Below are 16,030 nucleotides of genomic sequence, written 5' to 3' on the forward strand. Positions count from 1 at the left end.
AATATTGCCTGTTTAACACTTTTTCACATTATACCCCAGGCGTAATGCCTACGTTTGTTGATGCTTAAAAGGCTGGCTGCTTACATTTTCATTTGCCTGTCAGGTGCAGGATTGCTCCTGTTATGCCCATTGGCTGCAAAGGCGCAGGTTAATTACACGCTGAAAGGGATTACCGTAAAGGCAGGTAATGCTGACCGGATAGCACAGGTAAAAGTGCTGAACTTACATACCGGCCAGGTTAAATTCAGTGATAGTCAAGGTATTTTTACCATTGCGGCAAGCACCGGTGACAGCCTTGAATTTAGCAAGCTTGACTATACTGCTTTAAAACAGGCAGTTGCCAGCAGCAATGACATCGTTATTTATTTAAAACCTGTAGTTAACTTAAATACAGTAGTAATAAAAGGCTACAGTACCAAACAGGAACAGCAGGCCACGCTGGATGCTTACCGCAGTAAAGGGGTTTATTACAACGGCAAACCATCTGCACTGTCTTATATCGCCTCGCCGCTAAATGGATTGTACGAATTGTTTGGCAAAGAACCTAAACAGGCCCGGCGATTCAATAACTATATCAAGCAGGAGAACGAGGCCATTAAGATTGACAGGCGTTTTAACAAGAGCATGATTAAGCAAGTTACCGGCATACCGGATGAGGAACTACCGGGATTTATGGAAACGTATCGCCCGCAATATGAAAAGGTAAATAAGTGGAGCGATTACGACCTTATTAATTACATCAAAAAGTCGTATACTGATTATCAGGCATTACAGCGGAATAAACTTAAACCATTAACGGCCAACTAAATGCCCAGGCCGACGCAGGCTTTCTCGGCAGCCAGCTTTTCGGCTGTTTTTTTATTGAACTCCTTACCCTGGCCCATCGCTTCGTTATCAACGGTTACCTGTATCGTAAACAGCTTTGCGCTTTCGCCATCGGCATTGGGCACTACTTCAAAAAGCACATCCTTACCATGGCGCTGGCACCATTCAATTAGTTTACTTTTAAAATTGGTTTCGGTTTGCTCCAATGTATGAATATCAATATGCGGCTTGATAATATGGCTGATAAGGAAACTCTTGGTGAAATCGTACCCTTTATCCAAATAAACGGCCCCAATCAGCGCTTCAAAGGCATCGCCTAACAATGAACCCTGCCGGGCTGAACCTACGGCACGCTGATCATACTCAATCAGGTTCTCCAACCCTAATTTACGCGCTAACTGGTTGAGGTTTACACGGCTTACCATTTTAGAGCGCAGTTCGGTTAAAAAGCCTTCATCCTGATAAGGATAAAGTTTAAACAGTACCTCGGCCACTACGCTGCCCAATACTGCATCGCCCAAAAACTCCAGCCGTTCATTACTGTTCTTTACGCCTTTTTTAATGGATTGCGCTACCGATTTGTGCCGGAATGCTAAACGGTATAAAGACAAATTGCCCGGCGTATAGCCGAGCAAATTTTTAAGTTGTTTAGTGTATTTTCGGTACGGAGATAAATAAAGCTTGTATAACCGGCGTAAAGGCATGCAGCAATTTAAAAAAGGTTATGCTTCGTATTTTTTGAAGATAACAGAAGCATTATGCCCGCCAAAGCCAAAGCCATTACTCTGCGCCGCCCGTACCTCACGCTTTTGTGCGGTATTAAAAGTAAAATTGATTTTAGGATCAAACGCCGGATCATCAGTAAAATGGTTGATGGTTGGCGGAATGATGCCGTTTTTAATTGCCATAATAGCAGCAATAGCCTCAATAGCACCTGCTGCACCTAGCAAATGCCCGGTCATCGATTTGGTAGAACTAATGTTTACCCGGTACAAATCATCACCATATACTCCCTGAATGGCTTTTATTTCCTGTGGATCGCCAATAGGTGTAGAAGTACCATGTACGTTCACATAATCAATATCGGCAGGTGTCATTCCGGCATCTTCCAGTGCAGCGCGCATTACCAGCGCAGCGCCTAATCCTTCCGGGTGCGGAGCCGTCATGTGATAAGCATCGGCGCTCATGCCGCCACCCATCATTTCGGCATATATTTTAGCGCCCCGGGCCTTGGCATGTTCCAGTTCTTCAAGAATAATTGTACCTGCACCTTCACCGGCTACAAAACCATCACGGTCTAAATCGAAAGGGCGTGATGCCGTTGCCGGGTCTTCGTTGCGGGTGGAGAGTGCATGCATGGCATTGAAACCGCCAATACCCGCCTCATTGATTATAGCCTCAGAACCGCCGCTGATAAACATATTTGCTTTACCCAAACGGATGTAATTAAAGGCATCAATTAACGAGTTATTGGAAGATGCACAGGCAGATACCGTAGTAAAGTTTGGCCCTCTGAGCCCGTATTTGATGGAGATATGGCCGGGGGCAATATCCGCAATCATTTTGGGGATAAAGAAGGGGTTAAACCGTGGGGTACCATCGCCTTTAGCAAAGTTTACTACTTCATCTAAAAACGTTTTAAGGCCCCCTATGCCCGAACCCCAGATTACGCCTATGCGGTTTACATCCAGCTCTTCAAAGTTCAGGCCGGCATCTTTAACGGCTTCTTCTGTAGCATACAGGGCGTATTGTACAAAAGGATCCAGTTTGCGGGCATCCTTACGGCCTAAAAATGCATCCGCATCAAAACCTTTTACCTCACAGGCAAACTTGGTTTTAAAATGCGTTACATCAAAACTTTTAATAAAGGCAGCACCACTTACTCCATTGATCAGGCCGTTCCAATATTCTGCAACGCTGTTACCAATTGGAGTAAGTGCACCCAGCCCGGTTACGACAACTCGCTTAAACTCCATTTAACTGTTCTCGAAGGAGTTTACTTATTTAACGTTTTTTTCTAAATAAGCGATTGCCTGACCAACAGTACCGATGGTTTCTGCCTGATCGTCTGGAATAGCTACGTTAAATTCCTTTTCAAACTCCATGATCAGTTCCACGGTGTCCAATGAATCGGCACCAAGGTCATTGGTGAAGCTTGCTTCGGGTGTTACTTCACTTTCGTCAACACCTAATTTTTCTACAATGATAGCTTTTACTCTTGAAGCGATATCAGACATAATGTTTGATGATTAATGTGTAAATAAATTTCTGTGCAAAGAAATATAAATTCTGGTAAATATCAAATCTAAAATCCAATGCTTTATGTTAACAAAATTTCAGGGGCCCGGTTTCAGTTTGTAATTTTATACGCTAAATAAATTCATCAGTTTGAACAGAAAGGTTTTAAAAATAAGTGTCGATCTGGATTTTGAACTCATTGCCCTTACCACATCGCTTAAAGATTACCGGGCCTGTTACCTGATTAACAAGCACCTCAACTTTAATTTTGTGAAAGGCAATGACCTGGAGGTGGACATTTATCAGAACAGTACAGAGCCGGTTTACTTTTCGTTATACCATGACGAGTGGGAAAGCACCGAAACACATTTTTATTTTGTGGCCAACCGCGGTACAGACGGACTGCTGATACCCGAACTGCGCCAGACCCATTATTTTTTGATGATTAAAAATTATATTGATGAAAATGAACTGGATATTATCCTCGCGGGACTGAATGCGCTGCCCGAAATTACTTTGGCAATAAAGATTGAGCCTAAAAAAATAAAATCAATCGAAAATCTGTTATTTTAGCGAAAATTTTAAGTGTTGAACTTACACATAACCGTTTAAGCCTATTATATTTAAACAAGGCTGGCAAGCCTGTTAACGCTAACATATGAAACTATCTTACAACCGTACTAAAATTGTGGCCACTATGGGCCCTGCATCTGCCAAAAAAGAGGTATTGCTGGCCATGATTAAAGCAGGTGTGAATGTATGCCGGTTAAACTTTTCGCACGGTAAAGCCGAAGACCACCAGAAAACAATTGATACCATTCGCGAAATTAACGCGCAATACAAAGTAAACATAGGCATACTGGCCGATTTACAGGGCCCCAAAATACGCATCGGGCTGGTAAAGGACGGCGGTATACACCTGGTAAACGGCAAGCATATTGATATTACCACCAAGGAGTGCATTGGTGATGATAACCAGATTTATATTACTTATACCACTTTTCCGCAGGATGTGCAGGCCGGCGAAACCATATTACTGGACGACGGCAAACTGCAACTGAAAGTAATTGAAACCAACCGCAAGGATACGGTAAAGTGCGAAGTACTGCACGGCGGTATCTTAACCTCGCGCAAGGGCGTAAACCTGCCCAATACCAAAGTTTCTATCCCCAGCTTAACAGAAGAGGATCTGGTGAACCTGCAGTTTGCTTTACAAAACGATGTGGAGTGGATTGGCTTATCTTTCGTACGTACCGGCGAGGATATTGTGGACCTAAAGCGCATCATCAGCCAAAGCGGCAAGCCTTCAAAAATTATAGCCAAAGTAGAAAAGCCCGAAGCTATTGATAACATTGATGCCATTATTGCCGCTACGGATGGCGTAATGGTAGCACGGGGCGATTTGGGTGTGGAAATGCCTTTAGAGGTAGTGCCCATGCTGCAAAAAATGATAGTACGCAAGTGCCGTGCGGCTTCTAAGCCGGTAATTGTAGCTACACAGATGCTGGAATCCATGATCACTACGCCACGCCCTACCCGTGCGGAGGTGAATGACGTGGCCAACTCGGTACTGGATGGCGCCGATGCCGTGATGCTGAGCGGCGAAACCTCGGTAGGCGAGTTTCCGCTGATTGTAATTGAAACAATGGCTAAAATTGTGCGCAATGTAGAAGAGAGCGGCTATCCGTTTAATGCGGCCAAAGAAGCCGGTGCAGTATCAGTTAGCAATTACTTAAGCAATGCGGTATGCGAGTCGGCAGTGTACCTGGCCGGGCATACCAATGCTGCCGGTATCGTATCCATGACCGTGTCGGGTTATACGGCATTTGAAATTTCGAGCTATCGCCCCAAGGCCAGCACTTACATTTTTACTTCCAATAAAACGTTGCTGAATGCATTGAGCCTGGTTTGGGGTGTACGAGCCTTTTATTATGACCAGCTGGAAAGTACAGACAAAACCATAACTGATGTAAACGAAATGCTGAAGCAGGAGAACCTGGTTGAAGCAGGTGAAGTGCTGATTAATACGGCTGCTATTCCAATCGAAAAGCAAGGCAAAACCAACATGCTGAAAGTTACAGTGGTAGAGTAAGGAACAGAGTCAAGAAATAAGAGCCAGGAATCAAGACTGGAAAAAATCAGCATTGCGCTGTACTAATAAAAAAGGGAATGCGTAAAACACATTCCCTTTTTTATTAGTACAGCGATCTCGACTCTTGGTTCTTGATTCCTGACTCTGTTTTTAGTAAACTTCAGCCTTACAAACCTGTTTCTGCAATTTGTTTAAGCTGCCAAAGCGGTAGTTCCAGTAAATATTGATGATGCTCATAACTTGTCATTATTAAAGTGATACTATTAATGACAAACGATGAAAACATTGGTTTAAGTATTTATTAATATTACTTTAACATAAAGGCATTTTACGGTTTATGCTTCGAAGTAATAATTACAACACCGTTTACACCTTTGTTGCCATATTTTGCCAGCGCAGCTTTATCTTTAATTACATCAATGCTTTGAATATCACTGGGATCGATACTATTCATACCTTTTAATTCTTTGCCATCCAGTATGTATAAAGGCGCAGGCTTTGATCCGGTAATCTTCAAAGTTATGGCAGAGGTGTCGTTACGCTCGCCTTTGGGTGTAACTACCACCTGTGTTATTTTACCTTTTAAACCAGCAGGCTGATTACTGCTCTCATATCCTACTACTTGCACCTCATTTAAATTTTGAGATGAGCTGGGTTGTCCGGTAACAGGGGTTGTACTGGTTGATGAAGATGTGCCAGCAGAGGCTAAGCTAAACTGCACAGGTATGGTAAACTGCGTGCGTACCGGCTTGCCATTCTGCCTGCCCGGCTTCCATTTAGGCGAGGCGGCCACCACACGCGCTGCCTCTTCATCCAGCCCGTGCCCCGGCCCGCGCAGCGCAGATACATTGGATAAGCTGCCATCTTTTTCTACAATAAACTGCACAATTACCCTGCCCTCAATTTTGTTATTTCGCGCCTCAGCAGGGTAACGTACATATTTGCCCATATACTGATAAAAGCCCTGCATTCCGCCCTCCGGCTCCGGCGTTTGCTCTACTTCGGTAAATACTTCTGACTTGTTGCCTGCCGGTACAGTATCGGTTGCAGTTACATGATGGGCAGCCTTTCCTTTATCCGGCTCAGCAATGGCATGCTCAATACCGGTTACAACAGATATACTATTTTGCTCCACCGCTATTTTATTCATCAGCCGGCCTGCAGTGGCGGCAGGTGCTGCTAAAGCTGCATTGGTTTTTTCATTGATGCGGATTACAAATTTGGCCTTGCTCAGTGTGGCCGATGACAGCACCAGCATAGCTGCAAACAAAGGTGCCGAAAGGCCGTATTTAACCAGTGCCACCTGTTTCGATTTGTTTTTTTGTAACATGATAATTCGTTGCTTAAGTAAACTGTTGTTATAAAAGGTATTGGTAAGCTGATGGGCAGGCGCCATAAATGCCTGCTTAACCAGCAGCTGTGCATAATGCTTTTTGGAAGTGCCTGCACTTACTACCTCATTATCGGCAATAAACTCGTGCAGGTGCTTTACTGCACGGCGGTACAGGTACATTACCGGGTTAAACCAGCTGATGATCAGCAGCACCTCCAGCAGCAGCCGGTCAGCCGAATGCCATTGGCGGCTGTGCGTTTCCTCATGTGCGGTAATCAGCCGGTGTTCGGGCAAGTTCTCATCTACCTGTACCACCTTAAAAAAGGAATATGGCTCATGCCGGGCTGTACTTTTTATTAATTGCCGGAGACGGAGGAATTGCAGGCAAAATTTTGCGATCATGAACAATAAACCTGCGCAGTAGGCATAGCCCAGCACCTCGCCAACCGTGAGGCGGTTATCAGGCAATGCCCGAATTTGCAGTAACAACAGCGGGTTGGCTTGGTAAATGGTGGTTTCTACCCGCTCGGTAATAAACAGGTGCTTCACCCAATCCAGTTGCACCAGCGGCAGTACAAATGATAGTGCTGCTGAAACCACCAGGTAGATGCGGTTGAGCTGAAAAAAGGTTTCGCGCTTTAACAGCAACGCATAAAAAGCATAGAACAAAACCAGATAAAGGTTTGCCAACAACAGGTAATGCCACCAGGTAGTCATAACTATTCGTTTTTAAATTTTTCAATCAGTTTCATCAGTTCATCTGCATCCTTAAGATTTATCTTCTCCTTTTGCACAAAGAAGGAAAACATGCGCTTCACCGAATTATCAAAGTAGCCGTTGAGCAGCTTGCCTGCTGCAAACTCCTTATATTCTTCCTTGCTGATCAGCGGATGGTATTCATGACTTTTACCATAGGCCGTATGCCCCACAAAACCTTTGGTTTCCAAAATCCTGATGATGGTTGATACCGTATTGTAAGCCGGCTTGGGCTCGGGTAACTGTTCAATCACCTCCTTTACGTAGCCCTTTTTAAGCTGCCACAGCACCTGCATCAGCTGCTCCTCGGCACGGGTAAGTTCTTTTATTTCCATATTGGTATTTAATTGATGTCATCATAAACGGCCGGGCCGCACTGCGCAAACCTGCGACCGGCCGTTAATTTAAATTTATATTCTTTGGCAAAGCTGTTTAGCACGGCGAGCAACTGCTGCTCCTTTACACTGCCCATGTTTGCCGGCGCCAGATTAACCAGATAATGGTCAATGGTACCATCAGGCTGAAAATAAATGCGGTGTACCACACGGGTAGGCTTGCCCCAGCTAAAGTGATATGCTTTAAGGTAGGCACTTACATCATACATCATGGTTACATAAGCTTTGTAAAATTGCTTTGCGCCCTCGCCTTTAAATACCGCTTTAGCAGTATCAGCATCTAAGGCGTTGCTGTACGTTCTATCCAGTTGCTGCACCGTTAAGCCGTTGGTAGCTGCCTGCTGAAAAGTAGCCGCCCGCTGTGCCGAAGCCGTAAATGCAGTGAACATGAAAAGTATAAATGCTGCAATGCGCATAAAATAGTGTGATTATGAGATTTACAAAAATATAAATTTATAACTAATTATTTAGTTTTAAAATGTTTCTGAACTTTTATCTGTGGATACAGTTGTATAGCAAACCAATAATAGATGCATATTACCTTTCATGGCGCTGCCCGCACAGTTACCGGCAGCAAACACCTGATTACCCTGAACGACGGCACTTCGGTATTATTAGATTGCGGGATGTTTCAGGGCATGGGCGAAAAAACCGAAGATTTGAACGAGCACCTGGGCTTTAATCCAAAAAAGGTACAATATGCAATCCTATCACATGCGCATATTGACCATTGCGGACTTATCCCTAAGCTGGTGGCCGAAGGCTTTAAAGGACAGATATTCTGCACACCGCCTACTATGGAACTGGCGCGTATCCTGCTGATGGACTCGGCCAGGATACAGCAGCAGGATACCGAATACAGCAACAAGCGTCGCCGCAGAAATAATGAGCCGCAACTTACCGCTTTGTACAATGAGGAACAGGCCATGGAAGCCATGCACCTGTTTAAGGTAGTAGAATACAACGAAGATTATGTGATTACCCCACAAATTAAATTCCGGTTTACAGATGCCGGCCATTTGGTAGGTAGTGCGGCCATACACCTGAGCTTACTGGAAGATGGAAAGCATACACAGCTTACCTTTAGCGGCGATGTGGGCCGGTACGGCGATTTACTGCTGCGCAGCCCGCAAACCTTCCCGCAGGCCGATTACATTGTGATTGAATCTACCTACGGCGACTCGCTGCATAAGGATGTGGCCCCGATTGAAGATAAACTCTATGAAATCATCAACCATACCTGTCTCGACAAAAAGGGGAAAGTAATTATCCCGGCGTTCAGCGTGGGCCGCACGCAAGAGCTGCTGTATGCCCTGAATGCGCTGGAACTGAAAGGTAAGCTGCCTGATCTGGCTTATTATGTGGATAGTCCGCTCTCCACCCAGGCCACCGAAGTACTGAAGCATCACCCGGAAGTGTTTAATACATCTGTAGCTGAGGTAATGAAAACCGATGCCGACCCCTTCGCTTTTAAGGGATTACGGTTCATAGAATCCACTGCTGAATCCATCGCGCTGAATGATGATCCCAGGCCTTGCGTAATTATATCTTCATCAGGTATGGCTGAGGCCGGCCGGGTTAAACATCATATCAAAAACAACATTGGTAACCCCAATACTACTATTTTAATTGTAGGCTATTGCGAGCCTACCTCATTAGGCGGCCACCTGATGCGGGGAGACGCCGAAGTGCACATCTTTGGAGAAAGCTATGAAGTTAAAGCCGAAGTACAGGTAATTAAAAGTATGAGCGCCCACGGCGATTACGAGGATTTACTGCACTTCTTAAGCTGCCAGGATCCAAAAGCAGTTAAAAAAGTTTTTTTGGTACATGGTGAGTATGAGGTTCAGCAGCACTTTGCCGAAAAGGTGAAAGAGAAAGGCTTTGAAACGGTAGAAACTCCTTACCAGCACCAACGGTTGGAATTATAATTATTTACCCTTTTATGTGTCATTTCGACCGCAGGAAGAAATCTTCGTCAGGCGACAGGTCTGCAGCAGAAAATTTCTCCCTGCGGTCGAGATGACAGCTTAGGGATATATTGAACTGATTTCTTACGCTAACCTACCTACCAATTTAAACCGTTCAAACACCCCATCGGTATGCGGAGCATCAGCCAGCTCGGCGGTTAAATCCTGCCCGGCCCAGTGCTGGTAGTGTTTACCATTGTGCCACAGGCGGCTTTCGGTTACCTCGTAAATCAGCCCCTGGTAAGCCACCCATATCTGCGGCTTGTCCTGCCCGTTGCGCAGGGCGAGTTGCGAACGTGTGTAAACCGGCAAAGCGGCTAAGTGCGGTTCCATTTGCGCCTAAAATATTCATAAAAAGCTGCATTCATCAGCAGCAGCGCTAAGGAATAAAAATGATCTTCGAACGGAATACTCCCTACCCGTATGGCCATATTCTCGCGGTTATTGTACATTACAATGGGTATAGCCGTTAGTACGCCATTTACAATGTAAAATGGAAGCAATGATATAAAGTAAGCCATATAAAACCTGCCCAGCCAGGGCGCTTTCACCACGAATTGAAGATAAATCAATATCGTTAATAAGAGGCTAAAGGTAACTAAGGTATAAATCCGATTAGGATACAACACCAATAGCACCACACTCAACCCCATGAACAGACCAGACAGCGAAGCGGTAAATAGTTTTGAAGGCTGCCATTTTACATAATAGCTGAGGCAGGCATAAATAAAAATACAGGCGAAAGGTACAGTAAGAAAGAACAATATCTCCTCCAGCGGCAGTTGAAAGACAGTGATACCGATAATGTAGTCGGGGTTGAATGACCATACCTGTTTCAGGGTAAACAACACATCCCAAAATAAAAAGACGATGCCGGTTATCGCCATGCCGGGCATCAGGTATTTCCAGCTTTTATAAAAGGCCACCCGCTTGTCGAAGGAAAGGCAAACCGGAAACAGGATGGTAAAGAAATTAATGAGCAGGTAAGCCGTTTTCAATCCGGGTGAGCTGTTTATGATTTAAATTTATGGTTTCAATGCTGCGTAAAGGCCTCAATTCAGCGGCGCAGGGTACAGTGATTCCCTATACATTCTTCTGTTAAATCAGGTTAAATTTCTGATGTAACACCGCTTTCATGTACAGCGCCATCTTGTGCGAATCAGATACACGGATACGCTTCTGCATAATTACGCTGGCCGGTGTACGGCTTATTTTTTTAAATAGCTGCAAGTAATAGATGTACGCAATGTAAACACCCAGGCGGCTGCCTGCAGGCAGTTGCTTGATGCCTTCAAAAGCGTCGTCAAAATCCTTCTTGATATCAGCTTCTATCAGTGACTTTTCTGTATCAGTAAAACGCTGAAAATCTATATCAGGAAAATAGGTACGCCCGCGCTCTTCAAAATCTGATTTTACATCCCGCAAAAAATTAATCTTTTGAAACGCCGAGCCCAAACTGCAGGCCATTGGCCTTAACTGCCGGTATTGCTCTTCATTGTTTTCGCAAAACACCCGCAGGCACATCAGCCCCACTACTTCTGCCGAACCGTAGATATAGTTTTTGTAGCCATCGTGATTATAAGCTTTGTTTTCCAGATCCATTTCCATAGAGTCCAGAAAAGCATGAATCAGCCCGTCCTCGATATGATAGGCATTTACTACCTGCTGGAACGATTGCAGCACCGGGTTAAGGCTGATACCCTGCCGTATGGCCACAAAGGTGTCGGTACGGAAATTAGCGATCAGTTCGCGCTTGTTATAGCCATGAAAGGTATCTACAATTTCATCCGCGTAGCGCACAAAGCCATAAATGGCATATACGGGGTAATGAAAGCGTTTGCTGAAAGCCCTGATGCCAACGCTGAAGGAGGTACTGTATTTGGTAGTAATCAGTTTACTGCACTCAAAGCAGGTAACATCATATAAATTCATAAGGGCCGCAAGAGGTATTTTTATAATAGCAATTGTATTAAATATACATAATTAAAGGCCAGTTGTTTAGCGGCAACACAAAACATTTTGCTTACTTTGACCTTATAACCGGGCATCGGCACATGAGTTTATCCAAATCTGTTATTGTTATCGGCGCAGGCTTTGCCGGCCTGGCGGCAGCCACTTTACTGGCGCAGGCCGGGCACCGGGTAACGGTGCTCGAAAAGAACGACCAGCCCGGCGGCCGCGCCCGCGTATGGGAGCAGGACGGTTTTAAATTTGATATGGGGCCCAGCTGGTACTGGATGCCCGATATTTTTGAAAAATACTTTGCCCTGTTTGGCAAGAAGCCGTCCGATTATTACCAGCTCAAACGCCTTGATCCCGGCTACCGCATTTATTATGGAAAGGATGATTTACTGGATGTACCCGCCGCTATGCCCGAACTGGAAGCTTTGTTTGAGCAAATAGAACCGGGCAGCAGCCAGCACCTGCGCAAATTTCTAAGTCAGGCCGAATACAAGTACCGGGTGGGCATGAACGAGTATGTGCAGCGCCCCTCCCACTCCATTACCGAGTTTATCGACTGGAACCTCATTAAAAAAAGCGTTGGCATACAACTGCTCACCAGCATGAGCAAGCATGTGCGGCAGTATTTTAAAAACCCGAAGCTGATTAAGCTATTGGAATTTCCGGTGCTGTTTTTGGGTGCAACGCCGCAAAATACGCCTGCTATGTATAGCATGATGAACTATGCCGACCTGGTACTGGGTACCTGGTACCCGGATGGCGGCATGAACGAGATTGTGCAGGGCATGGTAAAACTGGCCGAAAGCTTTAAAGCAGACATCCGCCTGAATACCGAGGTTACCGCCATACATACCAGTGGCGCTACGGCTACGCATGTAAGCACCACGCAGGGCGAATTTGAAGCCGATTTTATTATCGCCGGTGCAGATTATGAGCATGTGGATCAGCAACTGGTTGACAGCAGCTACCGCAACTACACCGAAAAGTATTGGGACAGCCGCACTATGTCGCCATCAAGCCTGCTGTTTTATGTAGGTATTAACAAAAAGTTACCTGGTATAGAACATCATAATCTGTTTTTTGATGAGGATTTTGAACTGCATGCACACGAAATTTATACCGAGCCGAAATGGCCCACCAAACCCTTATTTTATGTATGCTGCACTTCAAAAACTGATGCCGGTGCTGCACCCAAAGGCTGCGAAAATCTATTTTTCCTGATCCCGCTGGCACCAGGCCTGCATGACAGTGAAGCTTTACGCGAAGAATACTTTAATAAGATAGCCGACCGCTTTGAGCACCTCACCGGACATAACATCCGCAACCACATTGTGGTAAAGCGCAGCTATGCGATGGATGATTTTAAGGCCGACTACCATTCGTACAAAGGCAATGCGTATGGTTTAGCCAATACGCTTGCCCAAACGGCTTTTTTTAAGCCGGCTATGCGGGCTAAAAAGATCAAGAACATGCTGTATACCGGCCAGCTCACCGTGCCCGGCCCGGGTGTGCCACCGGCATTAATATCAGGACAGATTGCCGCTAAGGAGGCATTGAAGATGCTGGGAGAAGAGCTTCACCCAGACCCTTTCCGGTAGGAAGAACTTTTAAAAAGGTTGTCAAGCAAACCAAAAGCCTCCCCTACCTAAGGAGATTTAGACGGAGACTCTTTTACTTCAACGCGTTTGCAATAGCTTCATCCGTTATTTTAGCCATAATTTGATAGCCTGCCTTGTTGGGATGTACACCATCTAAAGTTAACTCAGCCTTTTGGCCATTGCGGCTGTCGGCAAATGGGGTAAAGTAATCTAAAAGTATAAAGTGATTAGCGGCAGCATAGGCTTTTATCTCCTTATTTAAGGCTATGATTTTATCAGCAGGCTGCAAACCCTTACGCCAGGGGTAATCATACACCGGCAAGTAAGCGCACAAAATCACTTTGATATTATGCAAACGTGCCAGTTCTGCCATGGAGCGGACGTTGTCCATAATATTTGCCGTGTTAACGTGGCCGGTTGAGCCGGCAATATCATTGCTGCCGGCCAGTATAATTACCGCCTTAGCATTCAGATCAATTACATCCTGCCGGAAACGAATGAGCAGCTGTGGCGAAATTTGTCCGCTGATACCGCGATCCAGATAGTTACTGTTTTGGATAAAGTATTCCGGCATCAGCATCTTCCATCGCTCAAATATGGAGCTTCCTAAAAACACCACCCGTTTTTCGTTGGCAGCAGGTAACTTCAGCAATTTGTTTTCGGCAGTATAATGGTGCAGGTCGGCCCAGTCATCTTTACAATCTTCTTTTCCAATGGTATCTTTATGCTGTGCATAGGAAGAAACAGATATAGCAGATAAAAGAGTGATCAGAACAAATAGCTTTTTCATATAAATATGGGGCAGGGATGCAAGGTACCTGCAAGATATAACAACACGGCGGTACCTGCAAACCTCAGTTGGGTGTAAAGCCGTTATTTTAACCGCAGAAGAAAACGACCGTTGGATTTTTTGATCTCGGCTTTTAAAAATCTGTTGCACAAAAAAAGGTCCGTTCAAACAACGGACCTTTTTCATAATATATATTGAGTTTAATAAGCTAAGTACTACTCTTCTTCGGCAAATATTGGCTTTTTAATACCGTTATCATAAGCCTTCAAATTTTTCTTTAACAGTTTACGGGCTACGTGAATGCGGGTTTTTACGGTGCCAATCGGAATGATCAGGTGATCAGCAATCTCATGGTATTTGTGGCCTTCAAAATACATGGTAAAAGGCACATAGTAATCTTCTGGTAAGCGGTCTAAAGCGCGGCGGATATCATCCATAATAAATTTAGACTCACCCTGATTTTTGGTTGAACTAAAAACTAAGTTAGCAGATGATATTTCTTCTGACTTGGTTACAAAGGTGCTCATCTTAACAAACCGGCGGTAGTTGTTGATGAACGTATTTTTCATGATGGTATATAACCATCCTTTTAAGTTGGTTCCTTCTTTAAATTTGTTGTAGTAGGTAATTGCCTTTAACATTGTATCCTGTACAAGGTCGTTAGCATCGTCTGCATCGTGGGTAAAATGTAAGGCGTATGAGCGTAAAGAACTTGCCTGACGTAATACCATGGTGTTAAACTCAGTCTTTGTCATTCTATTTCAGTTAAAGTTTGTACAAAGAGTGGTACAAACATGATACCGTTTTGACACGAAAACCTGTTTAAACCAGTTAAAACATTTCCTTAAAAACAAAAAGCAAAAAAAATGCAAACAAAACGGGCCTGCACAAATGCTTAAATCATTAAAAAACAATTATTTAGTAATTGATGTTCAACTTATAACAAGTTTTGGTTAAATAAACGTGTCGATATCGCCCTGAAACCACACAGAAAGCGAATTGTATTAAAATCAGGCTTTTTTTATGCATAGTGCAGGGTTAACCAATCATATTTACTTCGCGTTCCAGCATAACGCCAAATTTTGTATACACACTGTCTATGATTTGCGACGACAGTGCGTACACTTCTTCACCTGTGGCACCGCCATGATTTACCAGTACAAGCGCCTGGTTTTTCCAGGTACCGGTGTTTCCTACAACTTTGCCCTTCCAGCCGCATTGTTCAATAAGCCAGCCGGCGGCCAGTTTCACTTGCTCCTCACCTGCCGGATAGTTGGCTATCTGTGGGTATTGCGCCACTAAGCGTTCAAACTGCGATGCGGCAATTACCGGATTTTTAAAAAAACTGCCGGCGTTGCCGATGGTAGAGGGATTGGGCAGTTTAGATACCCGTATACTCGCTACTACCTGCGCCACATCTTTTATAGTGGGTGCAGTAAGCTGCCGCTGCTGCAGTTCCTGTTCAATAGCGCCATAATGTAGCTTTAGCTTTGGTGTAAGCGATAGCTGGTAGGTAACCGAGGTGATAATGCACTGCCCCTTCAGTTGCTTGAACACGCTTTCGCGATAGGCAAACTGGCAATCCTCCTTGGTAAAGGTTTTGAACTGACCGGTGGCTATTTCAAAAGCCTGGCAGCTGTGAAACACATCTTTCAGCTCCACCCCATACGCGCCAATGTTCTGCACCGGCGATGCCCCTACCGAACCGGGAATCAATGCCAGGTTTTCCATACCGGCATAGCCATGATCAACACAAAAATTGACCAGCTCATTCCAGTTCTCGCCTGCGCCTACCTCTACAAATACATCATTATGACTAATGCGGTGCTCGATGCCTCTGATATTCAGGCGAATAATCAACCCTTCAAAGTCGTGAATAAACAGCATATTACTGCCGCCCCCTAAAATAAGGCGCTCGATTTGCAGCCATTGCGGGTCCATAAACAGTTCTGTCAGTTCTTCCGGGCGGCTGATTTCAATAAAATAGCGCGCACTGGCTGCAATACCGAAAGTGTTGAAATTTTTGAGCGAAACGTTTTCCTGTATCTGGAGCATGAAGCTGGAAGTAATT

General features: G+C 44.8%; 17 protein-coding genes. 5 read left to right on the forward strand and 12 right to left on the reverse strand.

Features of this window, described 5'->3' with window-relative positions; translation table 11 throughout:
- Window positions 1–60 precede the first annotated feature (60 nt).
- Window positions 61–807: a hypothetical protein gene (locus ACY652_RS02380; RefSeq protein WP_462266337.1), complete on the forward strand. Its 747-nt coding sequence runs from the start codon at window positions 61–63 to the stop codon at window positions 805–807.
- Here the strand turns inward: ACY652_RS02380 and rnc are convergent.
- From rnc to ACY652_RS02395, 3 genes are read right to left on the reverse strand one after another with little or no spacing between them, the layout of a single operon-like run.
- The gene (rnc, locus tag ACY652_RS02385) at window positions 804–1,529 is read right to left on the reverse strand and encodes a ribonuclease III (RefSeq protein WP_462266338.1); all 726 of its coding nucleotides are present in this window, start codon (window positions 1,527–1,529) and stop codon (window positions 804–806) included. The two genes, ACY652_RS02380 and rnc, sit on opposite strands and share 4 nt — an antisense overlap.
- A gap of 18 nt (window positions 1,530–1,547) precedes the next feature.
- Entirely contained in the window at window positions 1,548–2,801 is a 1,254-nt protein-coding gene (gene fabF, locus ACY652_RS02390; protein ID WP_462266339.1) for a beta-ketoacyl-ACP synthase II, read from the reverse strand.
- Window positions 2,802–2,825: 24 nt separating this feature from the next.
- Complete coding sequence (locus ACY652_RS02395; RefSeq protein ID WP_008508386.1) at window positions 2,826–3,062, reverse strand: acyl carrier protein; 237 nt, start codon at window positions 3,060–3,062, stop codon at window positions 2,826–2,828.
- A 151-nt stretch (window positions 3,063–3,213) separates the two neighbouring features.
- On the opposite strand from ACY652_RS02395, the gene ACY652_RS02400 reads away from it, so the two are divergent.
- Window positions 3,214–3,636: an IPExxxVDY family protein gene (locus tag ACY652_RS02400; RefSeq protein ID WP_462266340.1), complete on the forward strand. Its 423-nt coding sequence runs from the start codon at window positions 3,214–3,216 to the stop codon at window positions 3,634–3,636.
- Between the two features lie 85 nt (window positions 3,637–3,721).
- Window positions 3,722–5,155, forward strand: a complete 1,434-nt coding sequence (gene pyk / locus ACY652_RS02405) for a pyruvate kinase (protein WP_462266341.1) — start codon at window positions 3,722–3,724, stop codon at window positions 5,153–5,155.
- 328 nt (window positions 5,156–5,483) lie between these two features.
- Here pyk and ACY652_RS02410 read toward each other — a convergent pair whose 3' ends face one another.
- From ACY652_RS02410 to ACY652_RS02420, 3 genes are read right to left on the reverse strand one after another with little or no spacing between them, the layout of a single operon-like run.
- A complete protein-coding gene (locus ACY652_RS02410) occupies window positions 5,484–7,205 on the reverse strand; it encodes a TonB family protein (RefSeq protein ID WP_462266342.1) in 1,722 nt (573 codons plus the stop codon).
- Window positions 7,206–7,207: 2 nt separating this feature from the next.
- On the reverse strand, window positions 7,208–7,579 hold the full coding sequence (locus ACY652_RS02415; RefSeq protein ID WP_462266343.1) for a BlaI/MecI/CopY family transcriptional regulator: 372 nt from the start codon (window positions 7,577–7,579) through the stop codon (window positions 7,208–7,210).
- Between the two features lie 8 nt (window positions 7,580–7,587).
- Window positions 7,588–8,055: a hypothetical protein gene (locus ACY652_RS02420; RefSeq protein ID WP_462266344.1), complete on the reverse strand. Its 468-nt coding sequence runs from the start codon at window positions 8,053–8,055 to the stop codon at window positions 7,588–7,590.
- Window positions 8,056–8,169: 114 nt separating this feature from the next.
- Between ACY652_RS02420 and ACY652_RS02425 the strand changes: the two genes are divergently transcribed.
- Window positions 8,170–9,570: an MBL fold metallo-hydrolase RNA specificity domain-containing protein gene (locus ACY652_RS02425; RefSeq protein ID WP_462266345.1), complete on the forward strand. Its 1,401-nt coding sequence runs from the start codon at window positions 8,170–8,172 to the stop codon at window positions 9,568–9,570.
- A 123-nt stretch (window positions 9,571–9,693) separates the two neighbouring features.
- Here the strand turns inward: ACY652_RS02425 and ACY652_RS02430 are convergent, their stop codons facing one another.
- From ACY652_RS02430 to ACY652_RS02440, 3 genes are all read right to left on the reverse strand, one after another.
- Window positions 9,694–9,942, reverse strand: a complete 249-nt coding sequence (locus tag ACY652_RS02430) for a cytochrome b5 domain-containing protein (protein ID WP_462266346.1) — start codon at window positions 9,940–9,942, stop codon at window positions 9,694–9,696.
- Complete coding sequence (locus ACY652_RS02435) at window positions 9,927–10,607, reverse strand: lycopene cyclase domain-containing protein (protein WP_462266347.1); 681 nt, start codon at window positions 10,605–10,607, stop codon at window positions 9,927–9,929. Before ACY652_RS02435 ends, ACY652_RS02430 begins: the two co-directional genes overlap by 16 nt.
- A gap of 100 nt (window positions 10,608–10,707) precedes the next feature.
- Complete coding sequence (locus ACY652_RS02440) at window positions 10,708–11,541, reverse strand: phytoene/squalene synthase family protein (RefSeq protein ID WP_462266348.1); 834 nt, start codon at window positions 11,539–11,541, stop codon at window positions 10,708–10,710.
- A 122-nt stretch (window positions 11,542–11,663) separates the two neighbouring features.
- On the opposite strand from ACY652_RS02440, the gene ACY652_RS02445 reads away from it, so the two are divergent.
- The gene (locus tag ACY652_RS02445) at window positions 11,664–13,169 is read left to right on the forward strand and encodes a phytoene desaturase family protein (protein ID WP_462266349.1); all 1,506 of its coding nucleotides are present in this window, start codon (window positions 11,664–11,666) and stop codon (window positions 13,167–13,169) included.
- A gap of 73 nt (window positions 13,170–13,242) precedes the next feature.
- On the opposite strand, the gene ACY652_RS02450 is transcribed toward ACY652_RS02445, so the two are convergent.
- The 3 genes from ACY652_RS02450 to murB all read right to left on the reverse strand — a co-directional run bounded on the left by ACY652_RS02450 (window position 13,243) and on the right by murB (window position 16,014).
- A complete protein-coding gene (locus tag ACY652_RS02450; RefSeq protein WP_462266350.1) occupies window positions 13,243–13,959 on the reverse strand; it encodes a GDSL-type esterase/lipase family protein in 717 nt (238 codons plus the stop codon).
- A 215-nt stretch (window positions 13,960–14,174) separates the two neighbouring features.
- Window positions 14,175–14,714: a sigma-70 family RNA polymerase sigma factor gene (locus ACY652_RS02455; protein WP_462266351.1), complete on the reverse strand. Its 540-nt coding sequence runs from the start codon at window positions 14,712–14,714 to the stop codon at window positions 14,175–14,177.
- A 283-nt stretch (window positions 14,715–14,997) separates the two neighbouring features.
- A complete protein-coding gene (murB, locus tag ACY652_RS02460) occupies window positions 14,998–16,014 on the reverse strand; it encodes a UDP-N-acetylmuramate dehydrogenase (protein ID WP_462266352.1) in 1,017 nt (338 codons plus the stop codon).
- Window positions 16,015–16,030 lie beyond the last annotated feature (16 nt).

The organism is Mucilaginibacter sp., assembly GCF_965200995.1.
Classification (GTDB): domain Bacteria; phylum Bacteroidota; class Bacteroidia; order Sphingobacteriales; family Sphingobacteriaceae; genus Mucilaginibacter.